At 72.2% G+C, this 26559-nt stretch carries 24 protein-coding genes, 1 tRNA gene and 1 riboswitch; of the genes, 7 read left to right on the top strand and 18 right to left on the bottom strand.

Going from position 1 to position 26559, the window contains the following annotated elements:
• Positions 1–117 precede the first annotated feature (117 nt).
• Both ACIRO3_RS13770 and ACIRO3_RS13765 read right to left on the bottom strand, forming a co-directional pair.
• Positions 118–2337 carry an NADP-dependent isocitrate dehydrogenase gene (locus ACIRO3_RS13770; protein ID WP_404135911.1) on the bottom strand — a complete coding sequence of 740 codons (2220 nt, stop codon included), beginning with the start codon at positions 2335–2337 and terminating at the stop codon, positions 118–120.
• A gap of 234 nt (positions 2338–2571) precedes the next feature.
• A complete protein-coding gene (locus tag ACIRO3_RS13765) occupies positions 2572–3417 on the bottom strand; it encodes a chitosanase (protein WP_361773003.1) in 846 nt (281 codons plus the stop codon).
• A 292-nt stretch (positions 3418–3709) separates the two neighbouring features.
• On the opposite strand from ACIRO3_RS13765, the gene sigK reads away from it, so the two are divergent.
• Together sigK and ACIRO3_RS13755 are read left to right on the top strand one after the other, a co-directional pair.
• On the top strand, positions 3710–4234 hold the full coding sequence (gene sigK, locus ACIRO3_RS13760; RefSeq protein WP_404136327.1) for an ECF RNA polymerase sigma factor SigK: 525 nt from the start codon (positions 3710–3712) through the stop codon (positions 4232–4234).
• A complete protein-coding gene (locus ACIRO3_RS13755) occupies positions 4231–4950 on the top strand; it encodes an anti-sigma factor (protein WP_361772997.1) in 720 nt (239 codons plus the stop codon). The genes sigK and ACIRO3_RS13755 overlap by 4 nt, the downstream gene beginning before the upstream one ends.
• A gap of 77 nt (positions 4951–5027) precedes the next feature.
• Here ACIRO3_RS13755 and corA read toward each other — a convergent pair whose 3' ends face one another.
• From corA to ACIRO3_RS13740, 3 genes are all read right to left on the bottom strand, one after another.
• Positions 5028–6110, bottom strand: coding sequence for a magnesium/cobalt transporter CorA (gene corA / locus ACIRO3_RS13750; RefSeq protein ID WP_365997593.1), 1083 nt, complete (start codon positions 6108–6110; stop codon positions 5028–5030).
• 196 nt (positions 6111–6306) lie between these two features.
• Complete coding sequence (locus tag ACIRO3_RS13745) at positions 6307–6696, bottom strand: molybdopterin-binding protein (protein ID WP_404135907.1); 390 nt, start codon at positions 6694–6696, stop codon at positions 6307–6309.
• A 25-nt stretch (positions 6697–6721) separates the two neighbouring features.
• Positions 6722–7636, bottom strand: a complete 915-nt coding sequence (locus ACIRO3_RS13740; RefSeq protein WP_404136324.1) for a LysR family transcriptional regulator ArgP — start codon at positions 7634–7636, stop codon at positions 6722–6724.
• Positions 7637–7705: 69 nt separating this feature from the next.
• Here ACIRO3_RS13740 and ACIRO3_RS13735 point away from each other — a divergent pair, with 69 nt between their 5' ends.
• The gene (locus ACIRO3_RS13735; protein WP_361772988.1) at positions 7706–8329 is read left to right on the top strand and encodes a LysE/ArgO family amino acid transporter; all 624 of its coding nucleotides are present in this window, start codon (positions 7706–7708) and stop codon (positions 8327–8329) included.
• A gap of 113 nt (positions 8330–8442) precedes the next feature.
• Positions 8443–9363 (top strand): ADP-ribosylglycohydrolase family protein, encoded by a 921-nt coding sequence (locus ACIRO3_RS13730; protein ID WP_404135902.1) that lies wholly within the window; start codon positions 8443–8445, stop codon positions 9361–9363.
• Between the two features lie 41 nt (positions 9364–9404).
• On the opposite strand, the gene ACIRO3_RS13725 is transcribed toward ACIRO3_RS13730, so the two are convergent.
• Together ACIRO3_RS13725 and ACIRO3_RS13720 are read right to left on the bottom strand one after the other, a co-directional pair.
• The gene (locus tag ACIRO3_RS13725; protein ID WP_404136321.1) at positions 9405–10721 is read right to left on the bottom strand and encodes a phosphatase PAP2 family protein; all 1317 of its coding nucleotides are present in this window, start codon (positions 10719–10721) and stop codon (positions 9405–9407) included.
• A gap of 242 nt (positions 10722–10963) precedes the next feature.
• A tRNA-Pro gene (locus ACIRO3_RS13720) sits at positions 10964–11040 on the bottom strand.
• A 205-nt stretch (positions 11041–11245) separates the two neighbouring features.
• On the opposite strand from ACIRO3_RS13720, the gene ACIRO3_RS13715 reads away from it, so the two are divergent.
• Positions 11246–11947 (top strand): transketolase, encoded by a 702-nt coding sequence (locus tag ACIRO3_RS13715; protein WP_404135900.1) that lies wholly within the window; start codon positions 11246–11248, stop codon positions 11945–11947.
• A 105-nt stretch (positions 11948–12052) separates the two neighbouring features.
• Positions 12053–12958, top strand: a complete 906-nt coding sequence (locus ACIRO3_RS13710; RefSeq protein ID WP_404135897.1) for a transketolase family protein — start codon at positions 12053–12055, stop codon at positions 12956–12958.
• Here the strand turns inward: ACIRO3_RS13710 and ACIRO3_RS13705 are convergent.
• The 7 genes from ACIRO3_RS13705 to ACIRO3_RS13675 all read right to left on the bottom strand — a co-directional run bounded on the left by ACIRO3_RS13705 (position 12917) and on the right by ACIRO3_RS13675 (position 19844).
• Positions 12917–13525, bottom strand: coding sequence for a GAF domain-containing protein (locus tag ACIRO3_RS13705; RefSeq protein WP_404135894.1), 609 nt, complete (start codon positions 13523–13525; stop codon positions 12917–12919). The two genes, ACIRO3_RS13710 and ACIRO3_RS13705, sit on opposite strands and share 42 nt — an antisense overlap.
• Positions 13526–13611: 86 nt before the next feature.
• Positions 13612–14031, bottom strand: coding sequence for a DUF742 domain-containing protein (locus tag ACIRO3_RS13700; protein WP_404135892.1), 420 nt, complete (start codon positions 14029–14031; stop codon positions 13612–13614).
• Complete coding sequence (locus ACIRO3_RS13695) at positions 14028–14462, bottom strand: roadblock/LC7 domain-containing protein (protein ID WP_361773263.1); 435 nt, start codon at positions 14460–14462, stop codon at positions 14028–14030. Before ACIRO3_RS13695 ends, ACIRO3_RS13700 begins: the two co-directional genes overlap by 4 nt.
• 62 nt (positions 14463–14524) lie before the next feature.
• Positions 14525–16177, bottom strand: a complete 1653-nt coding sequence (locus ACIRO3_RS13690) for a sensor histidine kinase (RefSeq protein ID WP_404135889.1) — start codon at positions 16175–16177, stop codon at positions 14525–14527.
• Between the two features lie 332 nt (positions 16178–16509).
• Positions 16510–17727, bottom strand: a complete 1218-nt coding sequence (locus ACIRO3_RS13685; protein WP_361772967.1) for an MBL fold metallo-hydrolase — start codon at positions 17725–17727, stop codon at positions 16510–16512.
• A 141-nt stretch (positions 17728–17868) separates the two neighbouring features.
• On the bottom strand, positions 17869–18654 hold the full coding sequence (locus tag ACIRO3_RS13680; RefSeq protein ID WP_361772964.1) for an SGNH/GDSL hydrolase family protein: 786 nt from the start codon (positions 18652–18654) through the stop codon (positions 17869–17871).
• Positions 18655–18815: 161 nt separating this feature from the next.
• Complete coding sequence (locus ACIRO3_RS13675; RefSeq protein WP_404135885.1) at positions 18816–19844, bottom strand: LysM peptidoglycan-binding domain-containing M23 family metallopeptidase; 1029 nt, start codon at positions 19842–19844, stop codon at positions 18816–18818.
• A gap of 4 nt (positions 19845–19848) precedes the next feature.
• Positions 19849–20035, bottom strand: a riboswitch (cyclic di-AMP (ydaO/yuaA leader).
• A 311-nt stretch (positions 20036–20346) separates the two neighbouring features.
• On the opposite strand from ACIRO3_RS13675, the gene ACIRO3_RS13670 reads away from it, so the two are divergent.
• A complete protein-coding gene (locus ACIRO3_RS13670) occupies positions 20347–21162 on the top strand; it encodes a tyrosine-protein phosphatase (protein WP_404135882.1) in 816 nt (271 codons plus the stop codon).
• A gap of 47 nt (positions 21163–21209) precedes the next feature.
• On the opposite strand, the gene ACIRO3_RS13665 is transcribed toward ACIRO3_RS13670, so the two are convergent.
• Genes ACIRO3_RS13665 through shc form a run of 4 tightly spaced genes read right to left on the bottom strand, consistent with a single transcriptional unit; the run spans position 21210 to position 26453 of the window.
• Positions 21210–22625, bottom strand: a complete 1416-nt coding sequence (locus tag ACIRO3_RS13665; RefSeq protein WP_404135879.1) for an aspartate aminotransferase family protein — start codon at positions 22623–22625, stop codon at positions 21210–21212.
• Entirely contained in the window at positions 22622–23653 is a 1032-nt protein-coding gene (gene hpnH / locus ACIRO3_RS13660) for an adenosyl-hopene transferase HpnH (protein WP_365997581.1), read from the bottom strand. The genes ACIRO3_RS13665 and hpnH overlap by 4 nt, the downstream gene beginning before the upstream one ends.
• Before the next feature lie 5 nt (positions 23654–23658).
• Positions 23659–24327 (bottom strand): 1-hydroxy-2-methyl-2-butenyl 4-diphosphate reductase, encoded by a 669-nt coding sequence (locus ACIRO3_RS13655; RefSeq protein ID WP_404135876.1) that lies wholly within the window; start codon positions 24325–24327, stop codon positions 23659–23661.
• Complete coding sequence (shc, locus tag ACIRO3_RS13650) at positions 24324–26453, bottom strand: squalene--hopene cyclase (protein WP_404135873.1); 2130 nt, start codon at positions 26451–26453, stop codon at positions 24324–24326. Before shc ends, ACIRO3_RS13655 begins: the two co-directional genes overlap by 4 nt.
• Positions 26454–26559 lie beyond the last annotated feature (106 nt).

Genomic DNA, 26559 nt, shown 5'->3' with positions numbered 1-26559 from the left:
ATTACTAGCCCCGGGCGGACCCCCCTCACAACCGGAAATACGGCCGCCGGCGCCCGGACGCGCCGACGCCCCGGCCGGGAGGTCCCGGTCGGGGCGTCGGCGGACACGCCGTGGGCGTCAGCCCAGGATCGCGAGCGCCTGGTTCAGGGTCTCGGACGGGCGCATGATCTTCGAGGCCTTGGCGGCGTCGGGCTGGTAGTACCCGCCGATGTCGGCCGGGGAGCCCTGCACCGCGATGAGCTCGGAGACGATGGTGTCCTCCTGCTCGCCCAGCGTCTTGGCGAGCGCCTCGAACGCGGTGGCGAGCTCGGCGTCGTCGGTCTGCCTGGCCAGCTCCTGCGCCCAGTACAGGGCGAGGTAGAAGTGGCTGCCGCGGTTGTCGATGCCGCCCAGCTTGCGGCTCGGCGACTTGTCCTCGTTGAGGAAGGTGCCGGTCGCGCGGTCCAGGGTGTCGGCCAGCACCTGGGCGCGGGCGTTGCCGGTGGTGGTCGCGAGGTGCTCGAAGGAGACGGCCAGCGCGAGGAACTCACCGAGGGAGTCCCAGCGCAGGTAGTTCTCCTTGACGAGCTGCTGCACGTGCTTGGGGGCGGAGCCGCCGGCGCCGGTCTCGAAAAGGCCGCCGCCGTTCATCAGCGGGACCACCGACAGCATCTTGGCGCTGGTGCCCAGCTCCAGGATCGGGAAGAGGTCGGTCAGGTAGTCGCGCAGCACGTTGCCGGTCACCGAGATGGTGTCCTCGCCGCGGCGGATCCGCTCCAGGGAGAAGGCGGTGGCCTCGACCGGGGAGAGGATCTTGATGGTCAGACCCTCGGTGTCGTGCTCGGCGAGGTACGTCTTGACCTTGGCGATCAGCTGCGCGTCGTGCGCGCGGCCCTCGTCCAGCCAGAAGACGGCCGGGTCGCCGGTGGCGCGGGCGCGGGTGACGGCGAGCTTGACCCAGTCCTGGATCGGCGCGTCCTTGGTCTGGCAGGCGCGGAAGACGTCGCCCTTGGCGACCTTCTGCTCCAGGACCACGTTGCCCTCGGCGTCGACGAGGCGGACGGTGCCCGCGGCGGCGATCTCGAAGGTCTTGTCGTGGCTGCCGTACTCCTCGGCCTTCTGCGCCATGAGGCCTACGTTCGGCACCGAGCCCATCGTGGACGGGTCGAAGGCGCCGTGCGCGCGGCAGTCGTCGATGACGGCCTGGTAGACACCGGCGTAGCTGCTGTCCGGGAGGACGGCGAGGGTGTCGGCCTCGGCGCCGTCGGGGCCCCACATGTGACCGGAGGTGCGGATCATCGCCGGCATGGAGGCGTCGACGATCACGTCGGAGGGGACGTGCAGGTTGGTGATGCCCTTGTCCGAGTCGACCATGGCGAGGGCGGGGCCCTCGGCGAGCTCGGCGTCGAAGGAGGCCTTGATGGCGGCGGCGTCCGGGAGCGCGCCCAGGCCGTTCAGGATGGTGCCGAGGCCGTCGTTGGGGGACAGACCGGCGGCGGCCAGGGTCTGGCCGTGGCGGGCGAAGGTCTTCGGGAAGAAGGCGCGGACCACGTGGCCGAAGACGATGGGGTCGGAGACCTTCATCATCGTGGCCTTGAGGTGCACGGAGAACAGCACGTCCTCGGCCTTGGCCCGCTCGATCTGGGCGTTCAGGAAGGTGCGCAGCGCGTCGACGTGCATGACGGACGCGTCCACGACCTCACCGGCGAGGACCGGTACGGACTCGCGCAGGACGGTGGTGGTGCCGTCGGCGGCCACGTGCTCGATGCGGAGCGTGCCGGCCTCGGTGATCACGGTGGACTTCTCGGTGGAGCGGAAGTCGTCGGCGCCCATGGTGGCGACGTTCGTCTTCGACTCGGAGGTCCAGGCACCCATGCGGTGCGGGTGGGCCTTGGCGTAGTTCTTGACCGAGGCGGGGGCGCGGCGGTCGGAGTTGCCCTCGCGCAGGACCGGGTTGACGGCGCTGCCCTTGATCTTGTCGTAGCGGGCGCGGATCTCGCGCTCCTCGTCGCTCTTCGGGTCGTCCGGGTAGTCCGGGAGCGCGTAGCCCTGGCCCTGGAGCTCGGCGACCGCGGCCTTGAGCTGCGGGATCGAGGCCGAGACGTTGGGCAGCTTGATGATGTTGGCGCCCGGGGTCTTCGCCAGTTCGCCCAGCTCGGCGAGGGCGTCCGCGATGCGCTGGCCCTCTTCCAGGTGCTCGGGGAAGCTGGCGATGATCCGACCTGCCAGGGAGATGTCACGGGTCTCGACATTCACACCGGCCGTCGACGCGTACGCCTGGATCACAGGCAGGAAGGAATACGTCGCGAGGGCCGGGGCCTCGTCAGTGTGCGTGTAGATGATGGTCGAGTCAGTCACCGGATGCTCCGCTCCACAGTCTGCGTCTCTCGTCTGCAACATTGCTCGACATCAAGATATCTCGTGATCGGACCGGTCTGGACAGCCCCCTGCCGGAACCCGGGGGAGACACGCGTCACCCGCCGCCGTTCGCCCGGTCGCACGGCCGCGGCCCGGGACGGGGAGGGGACCGTCCCGGGCCGCGGGGTGCGGGCGCCGGAGGGGGCGCGGGGTGCGCGTGGTGCGCGGGGCGGGTCAGCCGATGTGGAAGGGGTCCCCGTAGACCTTCCAGTCGAGCGGGGTGTCGAGGTTCAGGTTCCCCTTCTTCAGCCACACCCGCTGGGCGGTGTCCACGCGGCTGGTGTCGCTGTGGGCCTCCTCCTGCTTCATCGCCCAGACGCGGGCGTCGAGGAAGGCGTTCAGCCAGGTGGTCTCGTTGCCGCCCTGGGCCGGGGGCTTGGCCTTGGTCAGGGCGCGCTTGCGGATGTTGCGGAAGCTGGTGGAGTCGGTTCCGTCGCCGTGCATGACGATGGCGTCGTAGTAGGCGAACTGGCCGAGGGTGCCGACGCCGTCGGTCTTGCCCTGCTTGACGGCGGGGTTGAAGTAGACCCGGTCGCGCTCGTGGTCCTGGGCCTTCTTGAACTCGGTGTCCTGGGCGGCCTTGGCCCAGTCCTTGGTGAAGTTCGGGTCGAGGCCGGCGTGCGAGTCGCTGCCGTCGACCTTGCGCAGCGCCGGGAGGTACTTCGCGAGCACGTTGCCCGGCTTGACCTGGGTGTAGTACTCGACGAGGTCCAGCATGTCGCCGGTGCCGGAACAGAATCCGATGATCCCGGCGGTGTAGCCGCGGCCGTCGTCGATGTCCTCTATGTACTTGTACTGCGCCTTCCAGTCCAGCGAGGAGTTCTCCGCGCTGGAGACGATCTGCATGGCGATGTCCTTCTTCGCCGGGTCGTCGAGTCCGGTCGCCGCCGCCGCGGTGGAGGCGGCGGGAGCGGCGGCCGGGGCCGCCGTGGCGTGGGCCGCGACGGGAGCGGCGAGGAGGGCGGCGCCGAGCAGGGCGCCGAGCGCGACTGTCCTGTGCTTGCGCTGGGGGGTGAACACAAGGCCTCCATGCGGTGGTTGAGGCTTCCCGATTCCGTTAGGAAACTTTACTACCAGATATCGGCGACACGGAAAACCCTTGTTGTCACTTCCGGAGCAAACCAATCCACGGCGGCTCCGGCTACGAAACCCTCCATGTGCCACCCTCGTCAGTCGTCGCCGCTCCCGAAGGAACCCCCGCCATGACCAGTACTCGAAACGGCCGGCTCCTCGGGCGAAAGGGGCTCTCGTGCGGCAACCGGTGACCTTCGGCGCGGCCTGGGAGAAGCCCGGCCCCGACCTGCCCGCCCTGATGGACCAGGTCGCCCGCGGCGACCAGGACGCCTTCGCCGCGCTCTACGACGTGGTCGCCGGCCCCGTCTACGGCATCGTCGTCAAGGTCCTGCGGGACCGGGCGCAGTCCGAGGAAGTGGCCCAGGAGGTGCTGATCGACGTCTGGCGGCAGGCCGCGCGCTACCGCTCCGACAAGGGCAGCGTCATGACCTGGGTGATGACGATCGCGCACCGGCGCGCGGTCGACCGGGTCCGCTCCGCGCAGGCGGCGGCGGCCCGTGAGCAGGACAACGCGGCGCGGGAGCACACCCGCCCCTACGACGAGGTGAGCGAGCAGGTGGAGGTCCGGCTGGAGAGCGAGCAGGTGCGCCGCTGCGTGCGCGGACTCACCGAACTCCAGCGGCAGGCCGTCAGCCTCGCCTACTACGGGGGCCTGACGTACCGCGAGGTCGCGGAGACCCTCGGCGCCCCGCTGCCCACGGTCAAGACACGGTTGCGCGACGGCCTGATCCGCCTGCGCGACTGCATGGGGGTCAACGTATGAGCACCGGGACCGACCAGATGCACGCCCTCGCCGGCGCCTACGCCCTGAACGCCCTGGACCCCGAGGAACGGGCCGCCTTCGAGCACCACCTGGCCCGGTGCGCGCTGTGCCCGCAGGACGTACGGGAGTTCACGGCGACGGCCGCCCGGCTCGGCTCGGCGACCGCCCTGCCCGCGCCGCCCGCGATGCGGGCGCACGTACTGGCCCGGATCGACACGGTGCGGCAACTGCCCCCGGCCCGTCGGGGCATCCCGAGCCTGCGCCGGCGCGCCCTTCCGCTGGCCCTCGCGGCCTGTCTGGCCGGGGCGCTCGCCCTGGGCGGTACGGCGGTGTGGCAGCGGGACCAGGCCGTCCAGGCCGGCCGGGAGCTGCGTGAACTCCAGAACCTGACGGAGGTGATCACCGCCCCGGACGCGCGGACGGTGGTGGGTCGCACCGCGTCCGGCGCGAAGGGCACCGTGGTGGTGAGCGCGGCCCGCGACCGGGCGGCGTTCGTCGGCTCCGGGATGGCACCCGCCCCGGCGGGCAAGACGTACCAGCTGTGGTTCGCGGACGGTCCGGGGATGCGGCCGGCGGGCCTGGTCGGCGGCGACGGGAGCACCCTGATGACCGGGCCGGTCGGCCGGGCCACCGCCGTGGGGGTCACCCTGGAGCCGGCGGGCGGATCGCCCCGGCCGACGTCCGATCCGGTGATGCTGATGAGCCTGGCCGGTTGACACCGGGCGCGCGGCCGGCCGATCCGGATCATCGACCGGGCCGCACGCTTTCGCCCCCGCCCCGCCCGCGCTCCGGATCAGAGCCAGCCGTTGCGCCGGAATCCCCGGTGGATCACGAAGCAGGCGATCGCCATGACGCCGACGACCAGCGGGTACCCGTACGTCCAGTGCAGCTCCGGCATGTTGTCGAAGTTCATGCCGTACACCCCGCAGACCATCGTCGGCACGGCGACGATCGCCGCCCATGCCGTGATCTTGCGCATGTCCTCGTTCTGGGCCACGGTCACCTGCGCGAGGTGGGCCTGGAGGATGGAGTCGAGGAGACCGTCGTAGGCGGCGATCTGCTCGGTGGCGCGGGTCAGGTGATCGGCCACGTCGCGGAAGTACGCGCGGATGTCCGGCGGGATGAGCGGTATCGGCTCCGTGCCCAGCAGGTGGAGCGGTCGACCGACGGGGGCCACCGCCCGGCGCAGTTCGAGGAGTTCGCGCTTCAGCTGGTAGATCCGTCCGGCGTCGCCACGCCCGCCGTACTCGCTGAACACCGCGGTCTCCACGGCGTCCATGTCGTTCTGCACGGCGTCGGTGACGGCCACGTAGTCGTCGACCACGTGATCGGCGATGGCGTGCAGAACGGCCGCCGGACCCTTGGCGAGCTGCTCCGGAGCGCCTTCCAGTGCCTCCCGGACGGGGCCGAGGGTGCCGCGGCCGCCGTGCCGGATGGTGAGGACGAAGTCCTCGCCGACGAAGGCCATCAACTCGCCGGTCTCCACGACCTCGCTGGTCGCCGTCAGCTCCTCGTGCTCGACGTAGCGAACGGTCTTGAACACGGCGAAGAGGGTGTCGTCGTACCGCTCCACCTTGGGCCGCTGGTGGGCGTTCACGGCGTCCTCGACGGCGAGCGGGTGCAGGTCGAACAGCCCGGCGAGCCCGGTGATCTCCTCCTGCGTCGGTTCGTGCAGGCCGACCCAGACGAACCCCTCGCCGCTCTTGCGGACCCGGCGCAGCGCCTCCTCCACCTCCCCGCAGTCCTCCTGGCGCATGCCGTCGCGGTAGACGAGGCAGTTGACGACCGCGCTGCCGAGGGGGGATCGGGCCGGGTGGCTGAGGTCGACGGCCCGCCGGTAGCCGCGGCGCACGGCCCGGCGCAGGTTGCTGAACATGGACAACGACGTACTCCCCTTCGGCGGATCAGCCGCCAGTCTGCCACCGCCACGCGGGTGCGCGACCCCGGACACCACCGGCCCCGCGCCGCGGCGGGGCGTCGCCACGATCAGCCTCCCCCGCGACGGTCGGGACGCATCGCCTACACGACGGTGATCACCATCCTGACCCGCCCGTACGACAAGGTCGCGCGGTTCAACCCCGGTCGACGAACACGCTCGTCGACTTCACCCGGGCGATCGCCCGCGCGCCGACCTCCAGCCCCAGTTCCTCCACCGCCTCCCGGGTCAGCAGGGAAACGACCCGGTGCGGTCCCGCCTGGATCTCGACCTGCGCGTCGACCGTGCCGAGTTTCACGGCGGTGACGATGCCGGGGAAGGCGTTGCGGGCCGAGGTGTGGGGGGCCTCCTCGTCGTCGCCCTCCCGCGCCACCTGCACGCAGAAGGCCGCCAGGTCGGGGCCCTCGACCATGCGCCGAGAGCCCTCCCGACGGGTGGGGAAACGTTCGGCGTCGGCCCAGCGGCGCGCCGTGTCGACGCTCACCCCGAGCAGCCGCGCCGCCTGGCCGATCGTGTAGGACTCCATGTCGACAGCGTAGGACCTGCCCGACTCAGCGCGTCGGAGGCAGCAGCGCCTCCCCCGCGGCCTCCGCGATCACCTTCGCGACCACGGCGAGCACGGGCGAGTCGAGCTTCCACTGCTGCCAGTACAACGGCACGTCCAGCGTCCGCTCCGGCGTGAGCAGGGCCAGTTCCCCGGTCCGCAGCAGTGGTTCGGCCTGCGACTGCGGCACCAGCCCCCAGCCCAGGCCGGCGGCCACGGCGTCGCGGAACCCCTCCGAGGTCGGCACGTGGTGCCGATGTGAACTCGCCCCCGCGCCCGCGCCGCGCGCCAAGGCCCGCACGAACCGGTCCTGGAGCTCGTCCCGCCGATCGAAGACGATCACCGGCGCCTCCCGCAGGTCCCGCCCCAACGACCCGGTCAGGTACCGCGCGGCGAAGTCGGGCCGCGCCACCGGCAGGTAGCGCGCCAGCCCGAGCGCCCGCACCGTACACCCGGCCACCGGGTCGGGCGTGGAGGTGACCGCCGCCATCACCTGCCCCTCCCGGAGCAGCGTGGTGGTGTGTCCCTCGTCCTCGCGGTGCAGCTCGAAGCAGACGGGCGGGTCCCGGGGCACGCGGGTCAGCGCCGGCAGCAGCCAGGTGGCCAGCGAGTCCGCGTTGACCGCCATCGGCAGGCGGACCGGCTCCCGCGCCTCGTCCGCGCCCAGCCCCAGCTCGGCGCGGGCGTCCCGCTCCAGCCGGGCCAGTTGGCGGGCGAACCGGATCACCACCTGCCCGGACTCCGTCGCCCGCACCGGCTTGGTCCGCATCAGCAGCACCCGGCCCGTGCGCTGTTCCAGGGCCTTCACCCGCTGACTGATCGCGGAGGGGGTCACGTGCAGGGCGGCTGCGGCGGCGTCGAAGGTGCCCTCGTCGACCACGGCGAGCAGGGTCCGCACCTGTTCCAGGGGAAGCTCTTCCATCACGAGCGCTAAGGGTACGTAAAAAACTTTAGCTGTACTGAACCGACGCGCCTGTCTACGGTCGGATCCATGACACACGGCATCACCACGGCGGGTCTCGCGGGTTTCGGCACCGGTCTCTCCCTCATCGTCGCCATCGGCGCCCAGAACGCGTTCGTCCTGCGCCAGGGGGCGCGCCGGCAATCGGTCCTCCCGGTGGTGGCCATCTGCGCCGTCTCCGACGCGCTCCTCATCCTGCTCGGCGTGGCGGGGGTCGGGGCCTTCGTCAGTGCCTGGCCGGCCGCGCTGACCGCCGTCGGGATCGCCGGCGGCACCTTCCTGATCTGCTACGGGGTCCTCGCGGCCCGCCGGGTGCTGCGGCCCGTTCCCGGCGCGGCGCTCACCGCGCGGGGCACGGCCCCCGGGTCCGCCCGCGCGGCCGTGCTGACCTGCCTGGCCATGACCTGGCTGAACCCGCACGTCTACCTGGACACCGTCCTGCTCGTGGGCTCCCTCGCGGCCGACCGGGGCGATCTGCGCTGGGCCTTCGGCGGCGGCGCCGTCCTGGCCAGCCTGACGTGGTTCAGCGCGCTCGGCTACGGATCGCGGCTGCTCAGCGGTCTCCTCGCCCGGCCCTCGGCCTGGCGGGTCCTGGACGGGCTGGTCGCCGCGACGATGGTCACCATGGGCGGGCTCCTCCTGGCCGGCGCCTGAGCCCCCTCGGGCACCCGCCCGGGACACCGGTGCGACTCCCGGCGGGCCGGCGCGGGGCAGGGACGGGTAAAAACGCGTGCGCGAGGGCCGGTCGCACCGGCAGCATGCACGCCATGACGACACCCATGGACGCCGCGCGTGACGCCCTCGAAGGCCTGGCCCTCGGCGATGCCTTCGGGGAGCTGTGGTCTGCGTACTTCCGACCCGGCGACTCGGCGCTCGAAGGGATCCGGGCGCGCCGCGAGCCGCAGGAGCCGGCCTGGCGTTGGACCGACGACACGGCGATGGCGGTGTCGCTGCTCCAGGTGCTGAGGGAGCACGGCACGGTACGTCAGGACCGGTTGGCGCAGGCGTTCGGCGCGGCCTACGTGGCGGACGCCCACCGCGGTTACGGCCACGGCATGCGCCGGCTGCTCCCGGAACTGGCGAAGCGGCCGTCGAGTTGGCGCACCGAGGCGAGGAACCTCTTCGACGGTCAGGGCAGTCTCGGCAACGGCGCGGCGATGCGGGTGGCGCCGCTGGGCGCGTGGTTCCACGCGGACCTGGACGAGGTGACGGACCAGGCCGTCCTGTCGGCCGAGGTCACCCACGCCCACCCGGAGGCGATCGCGGGCGCCGTGGCGGTGGCCGTCGCGGCGGCCCTGGCCGCGCGCGGTCGGGGCCGGCCCGTTCCGCGGGCGGCGGACTTCCTCCGGGAGGTGGTCGCGTTCACACCCGCCGGACAGGTCGCGCAGGGCCTGCGCCGGGCCGCCGAACTGCCCGCCGGCACGGGGCCGGGCGAGGCGGCCGACGTGCTCGGCAACGGCCGGTCGATCCGCGCGAGCGACACGGTGCCCTTCGCCCTGTGGTCCGCCGCCCGGCACCTGGACAGCCTCCTCGACGCGCTGTGGACCACGGCGGAGGGGCTCGGCGACGTCGACACCAACTGCGCGATCACCGGCGGCACGGTCGCCGCGCGCACCGGCACGGCCGCGATCCCTGATACCTGGTGGGCGCGACGGGAGCCCCTGCCCGACGGCCCCGCGACCGCCTGAGCCGCCGCGACGCGGCCAGGGCCTGTCTTTCGGATCGGGCCCTAGACCAGTTCGGGCTGGGGTTCGCGTCGCTGTTCCGGGATGCGCGCCGGGGCGGGCTCGCGTTCCCAGGACCTGGTGGTGCGCACGTAGCCGTAGACCACGGAGCCCGTCGCCAGGAGCAGCAACGGTCCGAACACCCAAGGGTGGCCGGCCATCTCCGTCGACAGGTGGCGGTACGACACCAGGAGCGCGACGAACACCGCCGCGCCGTGGGCCACCAGTCGGGCTCCCGACCGGTCCCAGCCGCGGGCGAGCGACCGCAGTCCCGCTTCGATGGTGAGCGTGAACACCACGCCGGCGATGATGTCCGCGCCGTAGTGGTAACCGAAGCCCAGCGTCGCGCCGAGCGTCGCGATCAACCAGAACGTGCCCGCGTAGCGCAGGGCACGCGGGCCCCTGCGGGAATGGACGAAGATCGCTGTGGCCCAAGCCGTGTGCAGACTGGGCATGCAGTTGCGCGGGGTGAACTCGTCGAAGGGCATCGCCTGCGGGACGCCGAGCGGCGGCGCGGTGTTCGGCCACAGGTCGGCCAGCGCCCACTGCCCGCCGTCGGCGCCGTAGGCGAAGATCGGCCCGACCACCGGGTAGATCATGTAGATGCCCGGCCCGAGCAGGCCGATGACCAGGAACGTGCGCACCAGGTGGTGGCTCGGGAAGCGGCGCTCGATCCGCACGTTGCGCAGCTGGTACAGCGCGACGGCGACCGCGGCGACCGCCAGCTGGATGTAGACCCAGTCGAGGACGTTGGCGCCGACCGCGCCGGTGGCCTCGACCATGCGACCCACGACCCACGAAGGGTTGCCCAGCGCGTGGTCGGCTGTCGCCACGTACTGGTCGAGCACCAGCGGCCGGGTCTTCGACGTGATCAGCAGCCAGGTGTACCCGGTCTTGCGGCCGGCGACCAGCAGCAGGGCCAGCCCGACGCCTTTGAGCAGCAGGGCGCGCTCCGGGCCGGTGCGGCGCGTGACCGCGATGACGGCGCAGCCCAGGGTCACCCACAACGCGCCGTTGCCGAACATCATCTGGGCGCCGGCGAGCCACCGCACGAGCCAGAACACCAGGTCGATGCCGATCGCCGTGCCGACCGCGATGAACCGCTGCCGCCAGGTGAGCACCACCATCATCAAGGCCATGCTGGCGTACAGCACGGTCCCCGACTGGGGCGCGAAGATCACCTCGCGCGCCTGAACGGTCACCGGACCCGGCACGCCGTAATGGCGCGCGGCGATCTCCAGCGCGACGAGGAACCCGAGGGCGACCACACCCACCGCGCCCCACAACAGGACCCGTGGTCGACGCCACCCGACGAACCCGATCCCGCCGCCATTTCGCGAGAGGGATCGCGACACCCTAGATATCAATTTTCAGCCGATTTATATGAATTCAACCTATGATCATTGTTTGCTCGAACATGTTAACGGAGCGGGTACACATCACCGATGACGGGTGCCCCGAATGTGGCGAGCACCTCCCCCGGCCCCCGACGCGACCGGACCCCGAACACACGAAAGGCCGTCCTCTCACGTAGAGAGAACGGCCTCCGACCTGCGAGAAACGCTGGTCGGGACGACAGGATTTGAACCTGCGACCCCTTGACCCCCAGTCAAGTGCGCTACCAAGCTGCGCCACGTCCCGATGCCCGCTGACCTGGGGGTTTCCCCGGGTTGAACTGGCACGAGAACAATACCGCACTTCGGAGGGTGGTCGCGCGCACCTTTCCCGGAGCCGATCCCCGGAGCCGATCCCCGGACCCGATCCCCGGCCGCTTCGGCCGCCGCCTCGACGGGCGCCTCGACGGGCGCTTGACCTCAAGTCGACTTGAGGTTGCACGGTTGGACGCATGACACAGGCAACTGCGGACACCGGGTTCCGCCACGAAGACCTGGGCCGACTCATCGCCCTCATGACCGGGGCCGAGAAGCACGGGCCCGCCGCCACGTCCACGCTCGACGTGTTGTGGGTGCTCTACGACCGGGTGTTGCGGGTGGGGCCCGAGTCCGCCCGGGATCCCGAGCGGGACCGGTTCCTGCTCTCGAAGGGACACGGGCCCATGGCCTACTACGCCGTGCTCGCCGCGAAGGGGTTCTTCCCCGTCGAGTGGCTGACCGGGTTCGGCTCGTACGACTCCCCGCTCGGCCACCACCCGGACCGCACCCTGATCCCCGGCGTGGAGATCGGCAGTGGCTCGCTCGGGCACGGGCTGCCGCTGGCGGTCGGCAGCGCGCTCGGGTTGCGGGCCCAGGGGCTGGACGAACCGGCGGTGTGGGTGCTGATCGGGGACGCCGAGCTGGACGAGGGCAGCAACCACGAGGCGATCGCCCACGCGGGCCCGGCCGGCCTGGACCGGCTGCACACGGTGGTGATCGACAACGACTCCGCGACCCACGGGTGGCCGGGCGGGATCGCCTCCCGCTTCGAGGCGGCGGGCTGGTCGGCGGTCACCGTGGACGGACGGGACCACGAGGCCCTGCACGCCGCCTTCACCATGGCGCACCCGGGTCGACCGCACGCCGTCGTCGCCCGCGTCGAGAAGAAGTTCTGATCAGACGTACTTGTCAGACCGATCGGACGACCGGATCGGAAGTCCGGATCGGAAGTCCGCACCGGACGTCTTGTGAGAAGCAGAAGCCAAGGGGCAGGGAAGAACATGGACACCATGCGGGAACGGTTCATCGCGGTCACGTCACGGCTGCTCGACGAGGATCCCCGGCTGGCCCTCGTGCTCGCCGAGATCACCATGGACGGATTCCGCCCGGCCCGAGAACGCCACCCGGACCGGGTCGTCAATGTCGGGATCCGCGAACAGTTGCTCGTGGGTGTCGGCGGGGGCCTGGCCCTCACCGGGATGCGCCCGATCATGCACACCTTCGCGAGCTTCCTCGTGGAGCGGCCGTTCGAGCAGGTCAAGCTGGACTTCGGACATCAGGGCACCGGCGGCGTGCTGGTCAGCGCGAGCGCGAGCTACGACTGGCCCGCCGGCGGTTTCACCCACATGTCACCGGGCGACGTGGCCCTGTTGGACACCCTCGACGGCTGGACGATCCACGTGCCCGGCCATCCCGACGAGGCCGAGGAACTCCTGCGGCACGCCTACGCCGCCGGCGACGAGCGGGTGTACGTCCGCCTCTCCGCGCAGGAGAACAGCCGCTCGCGCCCCTTCTCCGGCCTGGGCTTCCGGACGGTGCGGGAAGGACGCGGCGGCGTGGTGCTCGCCGTCGGCCCGCTGTTGGACGACGTCTTGGCCGCGACGCGGGACATGGACGTCAGCGTCCTCTACGCGACGACCGTTCGGCCCTTCGACGGCGCGGCACTGCGCGCGGCCGTCGGCCCGGGTCCGGCCGACGTCGTGCTCGTCGAGCCGTACCTGGCCGGCACTTCCACGGCCGCCGCCAACGACGCGCTCGCCGACCTCCCCCACCGCGTCCTGGGCCTCGGGGTCTCGCGGGCCGAACTCCGCCGCTACGGCACGATCGCCGAACACACCGCGGCGCACGGGCTGGATCCCGCCGGACTACGGCAGCGGATCTCCGCCTTCCTGGGCCCCCGCGCCTGACGGCGGGGGCTTGACCCGGGAAGTGCCTTGCCGGTCCTCGCGCGTGTGCACCAGCTCGATCAGCTCCTCCGCGAGGCCCTTCAGCGCGGCCAGTCCGTCCAGTCCCCAGCGCCTCGGCACCAGGTCCACGGCGCACACCGTCCCCAGGACGAACCCCCGCCGGTCGGTCAACGGGGCTCCCAGGTAGGACCGCACGCCGCTGCCGTCCACGACCGCGTTCCCGGCGAAGCGGGCGAAGTCCCGTACGTCCTCAAGGGCCAGCGCCCGGCGCCGGACGACCACGTACGGGCAGTAGCCGTGGTCCCGGGGCAGGGAACGTGCCGGATAGCCGCGCCGCGGGGCGTCCGGCACGCGGTGCAGCCCGGCGAAGAACTGCCGCTCCTCCCCGATGAAGTTGACCCCCGCGTAGGGCGACTCCAGCGTCTCGGTGACGCGTCGTGCGAAGGCGTCGAGTTCCGGGTCCGCCCGCTCCCCGAGGCCCAGTTCGCGCAGTCGCGGGGTGCGCGCCGGCGCCTCCCGGTCCACTGGGGTGAGGAGCAGGTGGCCGGTCGATGCGTACAGGGTCATGCGGTTCCCCCGGATCCGAGAGCGTGATGGGTCGGGCGGCGCGGGTTCGGGCGGCTCGCGTGGCGCGGAGCGGGCGGGGGCGGGCGTCACAGGCACCGGTGCAGGCCGTCGAGGACCGCCCGCAGCAGGGTCTGGTCGTCTGCGATCAGCGAGGCGCCGTCCAGGTGGCGCGGTGCCTGCGCCGTGACGGCCCCGTGTTCGAGGAGGTCGCCCAGCAGTACCTTCACCACCACCGTCGGGAGCCGCAGGTGCCCCGCCACCTCGGCGACCGTGACCGCCGCCACGCCCGCGCAGAAGCTCAGGACAAGGGTGTGCTCGGGTCCGAGCGGCGCACGCGGGCGTACGCCGGTCGCCGTCACCAGCGAGAGCAGATCGAGGGCGACGGTCGGTCGGGTCCGACCGCCGCTCGCGGTGTACGGGCGCGTCACCCGGCCCGCCGTGTCGTCCAGCCAGGGAGTGTCCCGCCCCGCGCCGTACGTGTGCGTCCCCCCTGCCCGCGCCCTCATCGCTCCGCGTCGGCGGCGACGGGCCGCCTCGGCGGCGCCGCCAGGTACGGGCGGACGCTCTTGACGAGCATCGCCATCTCGTAGCCGAGGACCCCGGCGTCCGCCTCCCCGTCCGCGAGCACCGCCAGGCAGGTTCCGGAGCCTGCCGCCGACACGAAGACGAGAGCCGTGTCCAGTTCGACCACCACCTGCCGGACCTCCGCGCCGTCCGCGAAGCGCGAACCGGCCCCGCGCCCCAGGGAGTAGAGCCCGCAGGCCAGCGCCGCCATGTGGTCGGCGTCGTCGGCGTCCAGTCCGTACGCGCAGGTGACGAGTCCGTCCACGGTGAGCAGGACGGCGCCGCGGGTGTACGGCACCCGCTGGACCAGCCCGCTGAGCAGCCAGTCGAGATCGGAGAGCCTGACCGTCTTCGTCGCCACTTCGCCGCCCATGGGGGTGTGCTCCTTGCCGAGGTGTGGGGTGGGGGTCGTGAGAGGGGTGGTGGGGGTCGCGCTCATGCGGGCCACTGCGACCGCGCCTGACCGAAGCCCCGTTGGAAGGCGGCCATCAACCCGGGGTCATGCACGGGTGGTTCGGCCTCCGGTGCCCGGCTCGGGCCGGCGTCCTCGCCGGACCCGGGGACGAGGTGCGCGCGGGTGTTCCGTCGGGGCAGCGGCGGCGGGTCCGTGTCCGCCCAGGCGCCGGGGACAGCCGCGGGAACCACGGGGACGGCCGCGCTGACGGCCGCGCGGACGGTCTCGGGAACGCTCTCGGGGACGACCGTGCCGAGGAGCACCCCGGCGTCCTCGACAGCGTGCTCGGGCCGGCGCGGTGGGGCGGGCACCCGTACGGGCGCCGGTGGCGCCATCGTGGCCGGTTCTCCGGATCCCCACGACCCGGCAGCCCGCGACCCGGCCCACGATCCGGCCCGCGAGCCGCCGCCCTGCGCGTCGGAGGCGTGCGGTGCCTCCGCGCCCAGCAGTTCCTGCGGCAGGACGAGCACGGCGAGCACCCCGCCGTAGATGTTGGACTTAAGCTCGACGGCGATCCCGTGCCGCCGGGCCAGCGCCGCGACCACGAACAGCCCGATCCGACCGTCCGCCGGCAGGTGCCGGACGTTGACCTGGTCGGGATCGCCCAGCAGGGCGTTCATCCGGTGCTGCTCCTCGACGGGCATGCCCAGTCCCCGGTCCTCCACCTCGACCGCGATTCCCGCGGTCACGCGCTCGGCGCGCACCGTCACGTCGGTGTCGGGGGCGGAGAAGACGGTGGCGTTCTCGACGAGTTCGGCCAGCAGGTGCACCACGTCCGCGACGGCGTGCCCGCGGACGGTACCGCCCGCCGGGGGCACCACCTTCACCCGCGTGTACTGCTCGACCTCGGCGACGGAGGACCGCAGTACCTCGCTCAGATCGATGGGTCGGGTCCATTGGCGCCGGGAGGGGGCGCCGCCGAGCACGGCGAGGTTCTCGGCGTGGCGGCGGATCCGGGTGGCGAGGTGATCGACGTGGAAGAGCTGCTTGAGCAGGTCGGGATCCTCGACGGTGTCCTCCAGGTCGTCAAGGAGGGCGATCTCCCGGTGCACCAGGGACTGGAGCCGGCGCGCGAGGTTGACGAAGACCTCGACCTTGCGGTCGCTGTCGGACGGGGTGACCGGAGCGGCCAGCCGGACGAGGGTCGTGTGGGCCTGTTCCCGGGCGCCCCGCAGTTCCTGGGAGAGCAGCCAGAACTCGTCCACTCCCGCCGGATCGGTGGCCGGCGCCGGCCCGCTCGGGCCGCCGCGCACCGGCCGGGCCGCGGCCTCGCCCCGTTCCAGCCGGTCGGCGGCCGTGCGCAGTTCCTGACGGCCTCGCACGCTGGAGCGGCGCAGGGCCTCGCACCGGTCGCGGACCGCCTTTGCCGCGCGCTGCCCGCCGAGCAGGGCCGCTGCGAGCGCCCCGACCACGAGCAGCGCGCAGCCCCCGAGCACCGGCCACAACCGCGCGTCCCGGTCGCCGGCGCCTCCGCCGAGCTGGAGCGTGAAGATCACCGCGGCCGCGCCGCTGAGTCCGGCGGCGAGGGTGGGCAGGACGGTGGCGCGGAGCATCTGGGGGCGTATCTGCCGGCCGGGACCGGTGGCGGCGTGTCTCGACGGGGAGTGGTGGCGGGCGGCGCGGAGTCCGGACATCGGCGTCCTCGGTACGTGGGGCCCGGGCCCCCGGATGTGCCGAGGCCCGGCGTTGATCACCGGATACCCACGCTAGACCGCACTCTCCCGCCCGGGACCGCCAGTTGGGGAACTTGGCGGGGGTGCTTCCCGCTTGCGACGGAGCGCTCGTACGACAGCCCGAATCCGCCGGGAGCGCGCACGCCCGGGCGGGCCGGGGCGTACGCCGTCCGGGCGCGCGCCCGCGCCCCCCGGGGTGGCCGGAGCAGGGCCGTCCCGATCGGCTCCGCCGGGCGGTGTCGTGCCGATCGGGCCGGATCGGCCCGGCCGCCCCGGCCCGATCGGGGCCGCCCCTACGACCCGACGGCCTCCGACTCCTCCCGCCCGGTGGCGACCGGGGCCGGGGCCGTGGCCGGCGCGGGGGCCGTCGGCGTGGCCGGCGTCGTACGGGCGGGGGCGGGTTCGGCGGAGACGAAGGGCCGCCACCACGGTTCGACGGGCGCGTCGGAGGCGCCCGGTTCGAACGGCTGGCCCGGTACCGGCAGGGCGATGGCGGAACCGGTCTCCCGGGACGCGGTCACCGTGCCCTCGCCGGGTTCGTCCCAGGGGTGCAGGGCCAGGTTGAAGGTGCCCCAGTGGATGGGCAGCATCGTGCCGTGCGGGATGCCGCCCTGGAGGTCCAGATGGGCCTGCATGCCCTCCTGGGGCGTCATGTGGATCTCGCTCCAGTACTCGGAGTACGCGCCGATCTGGATCATCGTGGCGTCGAAGGGGCCGTGCGTCGCGCCGATCTCCTTGAAGCCGGGGAAGTAGCCGGTGTCCCCGCTGTGGTAGATCCGGTGCCGCTCCCCCGCGACCACCCAGGAGGCCCACAGGGTGAACTGCTGGTTGCGCAGTCCCCGGCCGCAGAAGTGCCGGGCCGGGGTGGCCGTCAGCGAGAGCCCGGCGACCTCGGTGGTCTCGTTCCAGTCGAGCTCGCGGATCCGGTCGGCGGGGACTCCCCAGCGCTCCAGGTGGGCTCCGACGCCTAGCGGGACGGCGAAGACGATGTCCCTGCCGGCCAGCGCCTTGATCGTCGGAAGGTCGAGGTGGTCGTAGTGGTCGTGCGAGATCACGACCACGTCCACGTCGCCCAGGGAGGCCAGCGGCACGGGCACGGGGTGCAGCCGCTTGGGTCCGGCGAAGGGGAAGGGGGAACAGCGCTCGCCCCACACCGGATCGAAGAGCACCCTGCGACCGTCGATCTCGGCGAGCACGCTGGAGTGCCCCATCCAGGTCAGGCGCAGTCCGCCGACCGGCGGCTTCGCCAGTTCGGCGAGGGTCGTCGGATAGACGGGGATCGCGGCGGAGGGGCTGCGCCGGGCCCGCTGTTCCTTGTGGAAGTAGATCTTGGCGAACTCCGCCATCGAGCCGGAGGGCCTGGTCCGGGCGCCGACCGGGTTCTGGAAGACGCCGTCGGCGAAGTTCGGGGAACGCAGGATCCGCTCCAGGCGGGCGCCTGACGGGTCCGCGCCGAAGGCTTCGGGCCGCAGGGCGCGCAGCCGGGGACGCAGGGGACGGGAGCCGGTCAAGGCGCCTCCTGGGTGGATCGGGGCAGGACGGTCGTACGACTACGACCATCCCAACGCACACCGGCCCCGAAGGATTCCGCTCCCGCCCACCGACTCCTCGGGCCGTCGTCCCGTACGACCCGGTCGGCGGATCCCCCGGCCCTACAGGGGCAGCAGGTCGGGGCGCTTCGCCGCGACGTGGTCCCCGGAGGACTCCCCGCGCAGCCGTCGGCCGATCCACGGCACCAGGTGTTCGCGCGCCCACTGGATGTTGTCCCGCGTCACGTCCACCGAGCCGCGCGGGCGCTCCGGCGGCCACGGCTGGTCGGGGTCGGTCGGCACGTCCAGGCCGAGCACCTGCGCGGCGCGCAGCGCGACGCGGGTGTGGCCCTCGGGCGAGAGGTGCAGCCGGTCGCCGTCCCAGGCCCGGCGGTCCTGTACGGACTTCAGGGACCAGAGGTCGAGGACCGGGCAGTCGTACTTGTCGGCCACGGCCCGCACGTGCGCGTTGTACGTGGCGATCTTGCCCCGCATGTAGCGCAGGACCGGAACGCTCCGGGTGTCGAACCCGGTCGTGATCATGACCTGTCCGACGGAGCCGACGAGGTCGGCCACGGCCGCCTCGAAGCGTTCCGCCGTGGCGTCCGGGTCGCTGCCCGGCCGGATGATGTCGTTGCCGCCCGCACAGAAGGTGACCAGGTCCGGCGCGAGGGCCTTGGCCCTGGGTACCTGGTCGGCCACGATCTGGTCGAGGAGCTTTCCGCGCACGGCCAGGTTGGCGTACCGGAAATCGTGTTCTTCGCGCCGATCGGCCAGGAGGACGGCCAGCCGGTCCGCCCAGCCGAGGAACGAATCCCCGGGTCCCGGATCCCCCACGCCCTCGGTGAAGCTGTCCCCGATCGCCGCGTACGAGCCGATGGTCTTGAGTGTCGTCTTCGTCGCTGCCACAGTTCGACATCCTTCACCCCCGCGGCCGACCTACGCCAACGTAATGAGGGGTTGACGGACCGTGATCTATCCCACCCTGCATACGAGGAATAAGAATCGCGTGAGGCCGGGGCCCCGTCGGTCCCGGCCTCACGCGTGTCGGTGCTCCTGCGGGTCGTGCGTCAGATGCTGACGCCCTTCGAGCGCAGGTAGGCCAGCGGGTCGACGTCGGAGCCGTAGGACGGGCCGGTGCGGATCTCGAAGTGGAGGTGCGGGCCGGAGGAGTTGCCGGTGGAACCGGAGAGCCCGATCCGCTGTCCGGGCGTGACGCTCTGGCCGGTCGAGACGGACAGCGAGGACATGTGGCCGTACTGCGAGTACTTGCCGTCCGCGTGCCGGATCACGACCTCGTTGCCGTACGCGCCGCCCCATCCGGCGGAGACGACGGTGCCGGCGCCGACGGCCTTGACGGTGGTGCCGGAGCTCGCGATGAAGTCGACGCCGGTGTGGTAACCGGAGGACCACATGGCGCCGGAGGCGCGGTACTGGGTGGAGACCCCGCCGCCGACCGGGGCCACGAAGCCGGTGCCCGTGCCGGCGTCCGCGGAGGTGTCGCCGCCCTGGCCGCCGGAGGTAGCGGGCCGCTCGGCGGGGGTCTGGTCACCGGAGCCGGCGTCGGAGTCGGCCTGAGTCGCGCCGGAGGACCGGTCGGTCGACCGCGGAGCGGGGGCCGCGTCCTTCTTCTCGGAGCGCGGCTGCGACGCCGACGGGCGGGCCGGGGCGGGGGCGGACTCGGCGGCGGGGGCCGCCGCGCCGAGGGTCAGCTTCAGACCGGGGTGGATCAGCGAGGGGTCGGAGCCGACGGCCTGCTGGTTGTCGGCGTACAGCCGCTCCCAGCCGCCGGAGAGGTGACGGTCGGCGGCGATCTTCGAGAGGTAGTCGCCCGACACGACGGTGTAGACGGTCGGCGCGGCCTTCGCGGCGACGGGTGCGGCCTGGAAGGACGCCGGGGCCTGCGGGGCCGACTCCGGCGCGGCGGCCGGGGCCGACACGGGCGCGGTGGCCGGGGCCGCGGCGGGAGCGCCGGCCGCGTGGGCGCCGGCGGCCCCGATCAGCGGCAGGGCGAGAGCCGCGCCGCCGGTTCCCGCGACGGCGAACCCGCGGGACAGCGAACGGGACTTGGGACGGCGGTGCTTACCCTTTGCAGGCATGGCGAATTCCTCTCCGACGCCTGCGAGGTGAGCTGTCGGGTTCGGACTGGAGATGTCCGGCCGCGCGGCGGCGTCGGTGACGACGGCCGAAGTGCGGCTTCACCCCTAGCCGTCCCGGAGACGAGGCCCGGAACGGCGGCTTACCTGGTTCCCCCGCTCCTGCCGCGCGCGTGAATAGTCGGGTGGGGTTCCCGGGCGGCGGCAGGATTAGGCGGTCCACCCGGATCGATCGCGAAGGTAATCGAGTCCTGCCGCGCACAACAAGCCACGAATTCCCTGACGGAATCCCAGACATGGGGGGCCGGCGAAATTCCCGTCACCCTCTGTCCATTCCGGACCAGCAACAACCCTCGCCACATGGCAATTCGAGTTTCGCGATCAGGCACGCACGGTCACCGTATGATCTGGCTCACGGAGCCTGGCGCGATCTCGCCTCCGCTTATGGCAAGTTGTTGCCAAGTAGTGTATTTCGGACACCTCACGACGACGCGGAGGAACCCCCGTGACGCAGCAGATACCCCGCACCTCGCCCGCGACGCCCGAACTGTCCGGAGTGCGCAACTTCCGTGACGTGGGCGGGCTGACGACCACCGATGGACGCAGGGTCAGGTCGGGACGACTCTTCCGAAGCGGACATCTCGCACATGCCACCGAAACCGATGCACAGTTCCTCGTATCGCTCGGGCTGCACACCGTTTTCGACTTCCGCAACGACGCCGATCACGCGCTGGAGGGGCAGGACGTGGAGCTGCCCGGCGTCCTGAACGTGAACATCCCGCTCTCGGACCCCGCCGACGGCCGGGAGTTCTGGACGATGGTCCGCGACGGCGACCTCGCCCGGCTGCGTGCCGTACTGGGTGACGGGAAGGCCGCGGCCCGGATGGAGAACTCCTACCGCGGCATCATCCGCAACCGGACCGTCGAACACGGGCGGGTCGTCCGCGCCCTCGCCGAGGAGAGCCTCCCGGCCCTGATGCACTGCGCGGCGGGCAAGGACCGGGCCGGCCTGTCGATCGCCGTCACCCTGCTCGCGCTGGGGGTGGAGCGCGAGGTGATCGTGGCGGACTACCTGGAGTCGAACGCCCCGCACAACCGCTATCGGGTCCGCCGCGGCAGCGACGCCCCGGAGGCCCGCTCGCCCGAGGTCATGGCCCTGCTCGCCCCGCTCTTCGACGCCCGCGCCGAGTACCTGGTCGCCGCGTTCGAGGTCATCGACGAGACCTGGGGCGGGGTGGACGGCTATCTGACGGAGGGTCTCGGGCTGACGCCCGAGACCCTCGACCGGCTGCGGGAACGGCTCCTGGAAGCGCGGGCCTGAGTCCGTCCGCGCCGGACACCGCCGGACACGCCGGGTGGAAGGGGCCGTCAGCGGTTGCCGACGGCCTGCTTCACCAGCGTCCTGCCGAACTCCCACATCAGGCCGCCCCCGCCGTGCGCCTCGTCCATGACCGCGCGGAAGGCGACGACGAACCGGTCGACGTCCCGCTCGTCCACGACCAGCGGCGGAATGAGCTTGATGACCTCCAGGTGGTCTCCGGAGACCTGGGTGAGGATCCGGTGCTTCTGGAGCAACGGCACCACGACCATCTGCGCGAAGAGCCCCTTGCGGGCCGCCTGGAGCATGGTCCAGCGGCTGCGCAGCCCCAGCGAGGACGGTCGGCCGAACTCGATGCCGATCATCAGGCCGCGGCCGCGCACCTCGTGCAGCAGCTCGTACTCGTCCACCAGCGCGGCGAGCCGCCCGCGCAGCAGGTCGCCCATCGACCGGGCACGGGCAACCAGCGCCTCGTCGTCCATGACGGAGAGCACCGCCAGCCCGGCCGCCATCGCCTGTGCGTTGGATCCGAAGCTGGCGGAGTGCACCAGGACCCGGTCCATGGACGAGTAGACCTTTTTGAAGATCCAGTCCTTGCCCAGGGTGGCTCCGACGGGCACGTAGCCCCCGGAGAGGGCCTTGGCCACGCACACCAGATCCGGTTCCACGCCGGTTTCGTGCTGGTAGGCGTAGAAGTCACCGGTACGTCCGAGGCCGGTCTGCACCTCGTCCGCGATCAGCAGTGCCTTGTGCCGGTGCAGGAGTTCCTGCGCGGCGAGCAGGAACCCGGGCGGGGCGGCCTGCACGCCCTTGCCCTGGATCGGCTCGACGACGAGGGCGGCCACGTCGCCCCGGCGCAGTTCGCGCTCCAGGGCGGCGAGGTCTCCCAGCGCGATCTTCGTGTCGGGCAGCAGCGGGGCGAAGCCGTCCCGGAAGCCGTCCTCCCCGTTGACCGAGAGCGAGCCGGTGGTGAGCCCGTGGAAGGCGTGGTCGCAGTAGAGGACCCTGGGGCGCCCGGTGGCGTACCGGGCGAACTTCAGGGCGGTCTCCACCGCCTCGGTGCCGCTGTTGCCGAAGAAGACCCGGTCCAGGTGCGGACTGTACGACAGCAGCTTCTCCGCCAGCAGCCCGGGCAGCGGCTGGCAGTCGAAGCGGGTGAGGTCGGCGAGCTGCGCGTCCAGCACGTCGTGCAGGGCGCGACGGACCACGGGGTGGTGGCGGCCCAGGCCCATCACGCCGAACCCGGCCAGCATGTCCAGGTAGTCGTTGCCCTCGGCGTCGAAGAAGTGGGCTCCCTCGGCCCGCTCGTAGACCTTGTCGAAACCGATGGTGCGCAGCATCCGGGGCAGCTGGTGGTTGAGGTGGCGGCTGTGCAGTTCGTACCGTTCGCCCCCGCGTTCGGCCAGCAGGGCGCCGAGGTCGAAGCCCTCGCCCCGGTCGCCCTCCCCCGCGTGGCCGGCGCTCATGCCGACGTGCCCCGGTTGCCGCCGATGGTCTCCCGGGCCGCCCGCAGGGATTCCTTGAGCGAGCCCATGGTGGCGAGGACCGCGGTGGGTTCGTAGCCGCAGTGCGCCATGCAGTTCGCGCAGCGCGGGTCCTTGCCCCGGCCGTACTTGCTCCAGTCGGTGTCCTCGATCAGTTCCCGGTAGGTGGGGACGTATCCGTCGCTCATCAGATAGCAGGGGCGCTGCCAGCCGAAGAGGGAGTAATTCGGAATGGCCCACGCGGTGCAGGGGAAATCGGCCTTGCCTTCCAGGAAGTCCAGGAAGAGCGGTGAGTGGTTGAGCCTCCAGCGGCGCCGGTTGCCGCCCGCGAAGGCCTTCTTGAAGAGTTCGCGGGTCTGTTCCACTCCGAGGAAGTGTTCCTGGTCCGGCGCCTTTTCGTAGGCGTAGGCGGGCGAGATCATCATCTCGTCCACCTCCAGCTCGTCATTGAGGTAGTTCAGTACCTCGATGATGGTCTGCGGGGTGTCGGTGTTGAAGAAGGTGGAGTTCGTGGTGACCCGGAATCCCTGCTTCTTGGCCTCCTTGATGGCCGCCACGGCCTCGTCGAAGACGCCTTCCTTGGCCACCGACTCGTCGTGCCGTTCGCGCAGGCCGTCGATGTGCACGGCGAACGCGAAGTACGGGGACGGGGTGAACTTCTCCAACTTCTTGCGGAGAAGCATCGCGTTGGTGCAGAGGAAGACGTACTTCCGTTTCGCCACCAATTGACGGACGATCTCGTCGATCTGCGGGTGCATCAAGGGCTCGCCACCCGCGATGGAGACCATGGGCGCCCCGGACTCCAGGACGGCGCCGACCGCTTGGGCGACCGGCATGCGCTGCTTGAGGACGCCCGCCGGGTGCTGGATCTTCCCGCACCCCTCGCAGGCCAGATTGCAGGCGTAGAGCGGCTCCAGCTCGACGATCAGCGGGAACTTCTCGACCTTGCGGAGCTTCTGTTCGAGAAGATAGGTCCCGACCCTGATGGACTGTCGCAACGGCATGGCCATCTGGCTCACCTCCTGGGGAGCGGCAAAGAACGGTGCCAGTCATGAAACGCGGGCAGTAGGGCGCGCAACACACGGAAAGCCGATATTCCTCCGCGTACCGTGCCGATACGAACGAGCTCGTGCTCCGGAGCGTCCACGATCACCCGGACGGCCGCAACCGGGCGGTCGGCGCCCGGTGCGGCGCTCGGGCCGCGGGCGGCGGTCCACAGGGTGGCCGCCGATTCCATGTCGACCGCGACGGCGCCGGTGGCGCGCAGGTGCGCGCGCTCCTGGCCGCGGACCACGTGGTCGGATCCGGTCAACGCGCCGAGGTGCACGGTCCGGCCGGGTACGGCCCGGGCCAGTGCCTCGGCGAGCAGGGCGGTCCCGTCGCAGGCGACGGTGCCTCGGGGGTCCCGGGTCTCCTCGGCGACGACGAGGTCACCCGGGTTCATGCCGGGCACGAGCCCGGCGCAGAAGCCGGTGGCGAGCACGGCGGCCCGCTCCATCCCCGGGCCGCCGAGCGCCCGCCCGACGGCCGCGTCGGCGGCCCGCGGGCCCATGCCGGTCCGCAGGACGGTGTACGGGCCGGGTGAGCCCCGATCGCCTCCGCCGCACAGGGCCATCCGCTCGATGCGCAGGGCGCAGGCCACCAGCAGCGCCGGGGTGGCCCCGGGCGGTCGGGCCGCGGTCATCGGAGCTCCTGCGCGGGGGCTCCGGCACGGGCGGCCGGCCGGCCGTCGGGGCCGAAGGGTTCGCCGTACAGGTAGCGGCCGAGAGCGGTGAGCGGGAACACCTGCCGGTACAGGTGGTAGTTGATGGAGAAGTCCCACGGGAAGCCGGTGCCGGTGAAGTAGGGCTCGTCCCAGGAGCCGTCCTCCTCCTGGGTCCGGACCAGGTACGCGATGCCCCGCTCCACGGCCGCGCCGTCCCGCTCGCCGGCCGACAGCAGCGCCATCAGCGCCCAGGCGGTCTGCGAGGGGGTGGAGACGCCCTTCCCGGCCCAGGACGGGTCGTGGTAGGAGCGCTGGTCCTCGCCCCAGCCGCCGTCCTCGTTCTGCACGGTCTCCAGCCAGCCCACCGCGCGCCTGATCGCGGGGTGCGTGAGGGGCATGCCGGCGGCGGTCAGGGCGGGGACCACCGATCCGGTGCCGTACACGTAGTTGGTGCCCCAGCGGCCGAACCAGCCGCCCTCCGGCTCTTGTTCGGCCAGGAGCCAGGCGATGCCCCGGCGGGTCCGCGGCTCGGCGGACCTTCCCTCGACGGCGAGCATCTCCACGACGTGGGCGGTGACGTCGGCCGACGGGGGGTCGATGACCTCGCCGAAGTCACAGAAGGGCAGCTTGTTCGGGTACGGGCTGGTGTTGTCGGCGTCGAAGGCGCCCCACGCACCGTTGCGGGACTGCATGCCGAGCGTCCAGGCCACCCCGCGGGCGATGGCGCCCTCGACGCGCGCGGGTTCGGGATGGCGGATCCTGCGCAGGGCCAGGACCACCTCGGCCGTGTCGTCGATGTCGGGGTAGTTGTCGTTGTGGAACTCGAACGCCCAACCGCCGGGGGCGAGTCCGGGGCGTCGCACGGCCCAGTCACCGGTGCGGGTGATCTCCTCGCCGAGCATCCAGTCGGCCGCCTTGACGAGGGCCGGGTGGTCGGGCCGAAGGCCCGCGTCGGCGAGCGCGATGGCGGCGAGGCAGGTGTCCCAGACCGGTGACTGGCAGGCCTCGATCATCCTGGCGCCGTCCTCGCGCCAGACGGCGAACCGGTCGAGGGATTCCAGCCCGGCCCGCATCACCGGGTGCCGCAGGTCGTGGCCGAGCAGGTGCAGGGCGATGACGGAGTACACGGCGGGCGGCTGGATGCCGCCCCAACAGCCGTCGCTCTCCTGCCGGTCGAGGATCCACCGGCCTGCGGCGGCCATCGCCGCCTCGCGCAACCGGCGCGGTGCGAACCGCCGGTAGACGTGCAGGGCCTTGTCCATCCGCTGGAAGAGCCCGTCCCAACTCGCCAACGGGGCGGGCTTCACCGCGGGGAAGGGCGCCCGCGCGTCGGTGTGCAGTTCGTCCAGCGCGAACGGCGCCGGGCGCACCGGACGCAGTGCGGAGACCACGGTGAGCGGGACGATGGTCTGGCGGGCCCAGCAACCGAAGTCGTAGATGTTCAGCGGCATCCAGGACGGCAGGAAGACCAGCTCGGGCGGCAGTTCGGGGAGGTGGTCCCAGCTCCACCAGCCGAAGAGGGCGAGCCAGATCCGGGTGAAGACCCGGGCGGCCGCGATCCCGCCGTGGCCCCGGATCCAGGCGGAGGCGCGGGCCATGTGCGGGGCGTCCGGGTCGTCCCCGGCGAGGCGCAGGGCCACGTACGCCTCGATGGTGGCGGAGAGGTCGGACGGGCCGCCGTGGAAGGTGGCCCAGGTGCCGTCGCTCTCCTGCTCGCCGCGAATGAACAGGGCTGCGGCCTGGGTGGTGGCCTCGTCCCGGATGCCGAGGAACTGCCGCAGCAGCAGGTCCTCCGCGTCCATGGTGACGTTGGTCTCCAGGTCGCCCTTCCACCAGCCCGCCGGGTCCTGGCGGCCCAGCAGGTTGTGGACGGCCCGCGCCGCGGCCTCCCGGGCGTCCTCGGCCGTACCGGACCTCGCGGGGCCGGTGGGTTTCGCGGATCCGGTCGGTGCCGCGCCGGGTCGTGTCCCGGGGCCCGGCCGGTCCCGGACCCCGGCCGCGGCAGGGCCAGGCGGCCCCGCGGTGGCGGCCGCGGTGTGCGTCGCGGTGCCGTGGTCCGGTTCGGTGCCGCGGGAACCCGCACCACCGTCGGTCGTCGCTGTCATGGCTTCCCCTTACGTTGCAGTGTCCTCTGCTGTGCTGGGGTCTGCCGTCGGCCGACGCGCGCCCGGGCGTGATGCCCGTCAGGTGGCGGCGCCGGCCGGCGACTCG

The sequence above is a fragment of the Streptomyces sp. NPDC102278 genome, assembly GCF_044766345.1.
In the GTDB taxonomy this organism is placed as follows: Bacteria; Actinomycetota; Actinomycetes; order Streptomycetales; family Streptomycetaceae; genus Streptomyces.
Note: the sequence above shows the minus strand (reverse complement) of the source record. Positions and strands in the feature narration are given on the sequence as shown.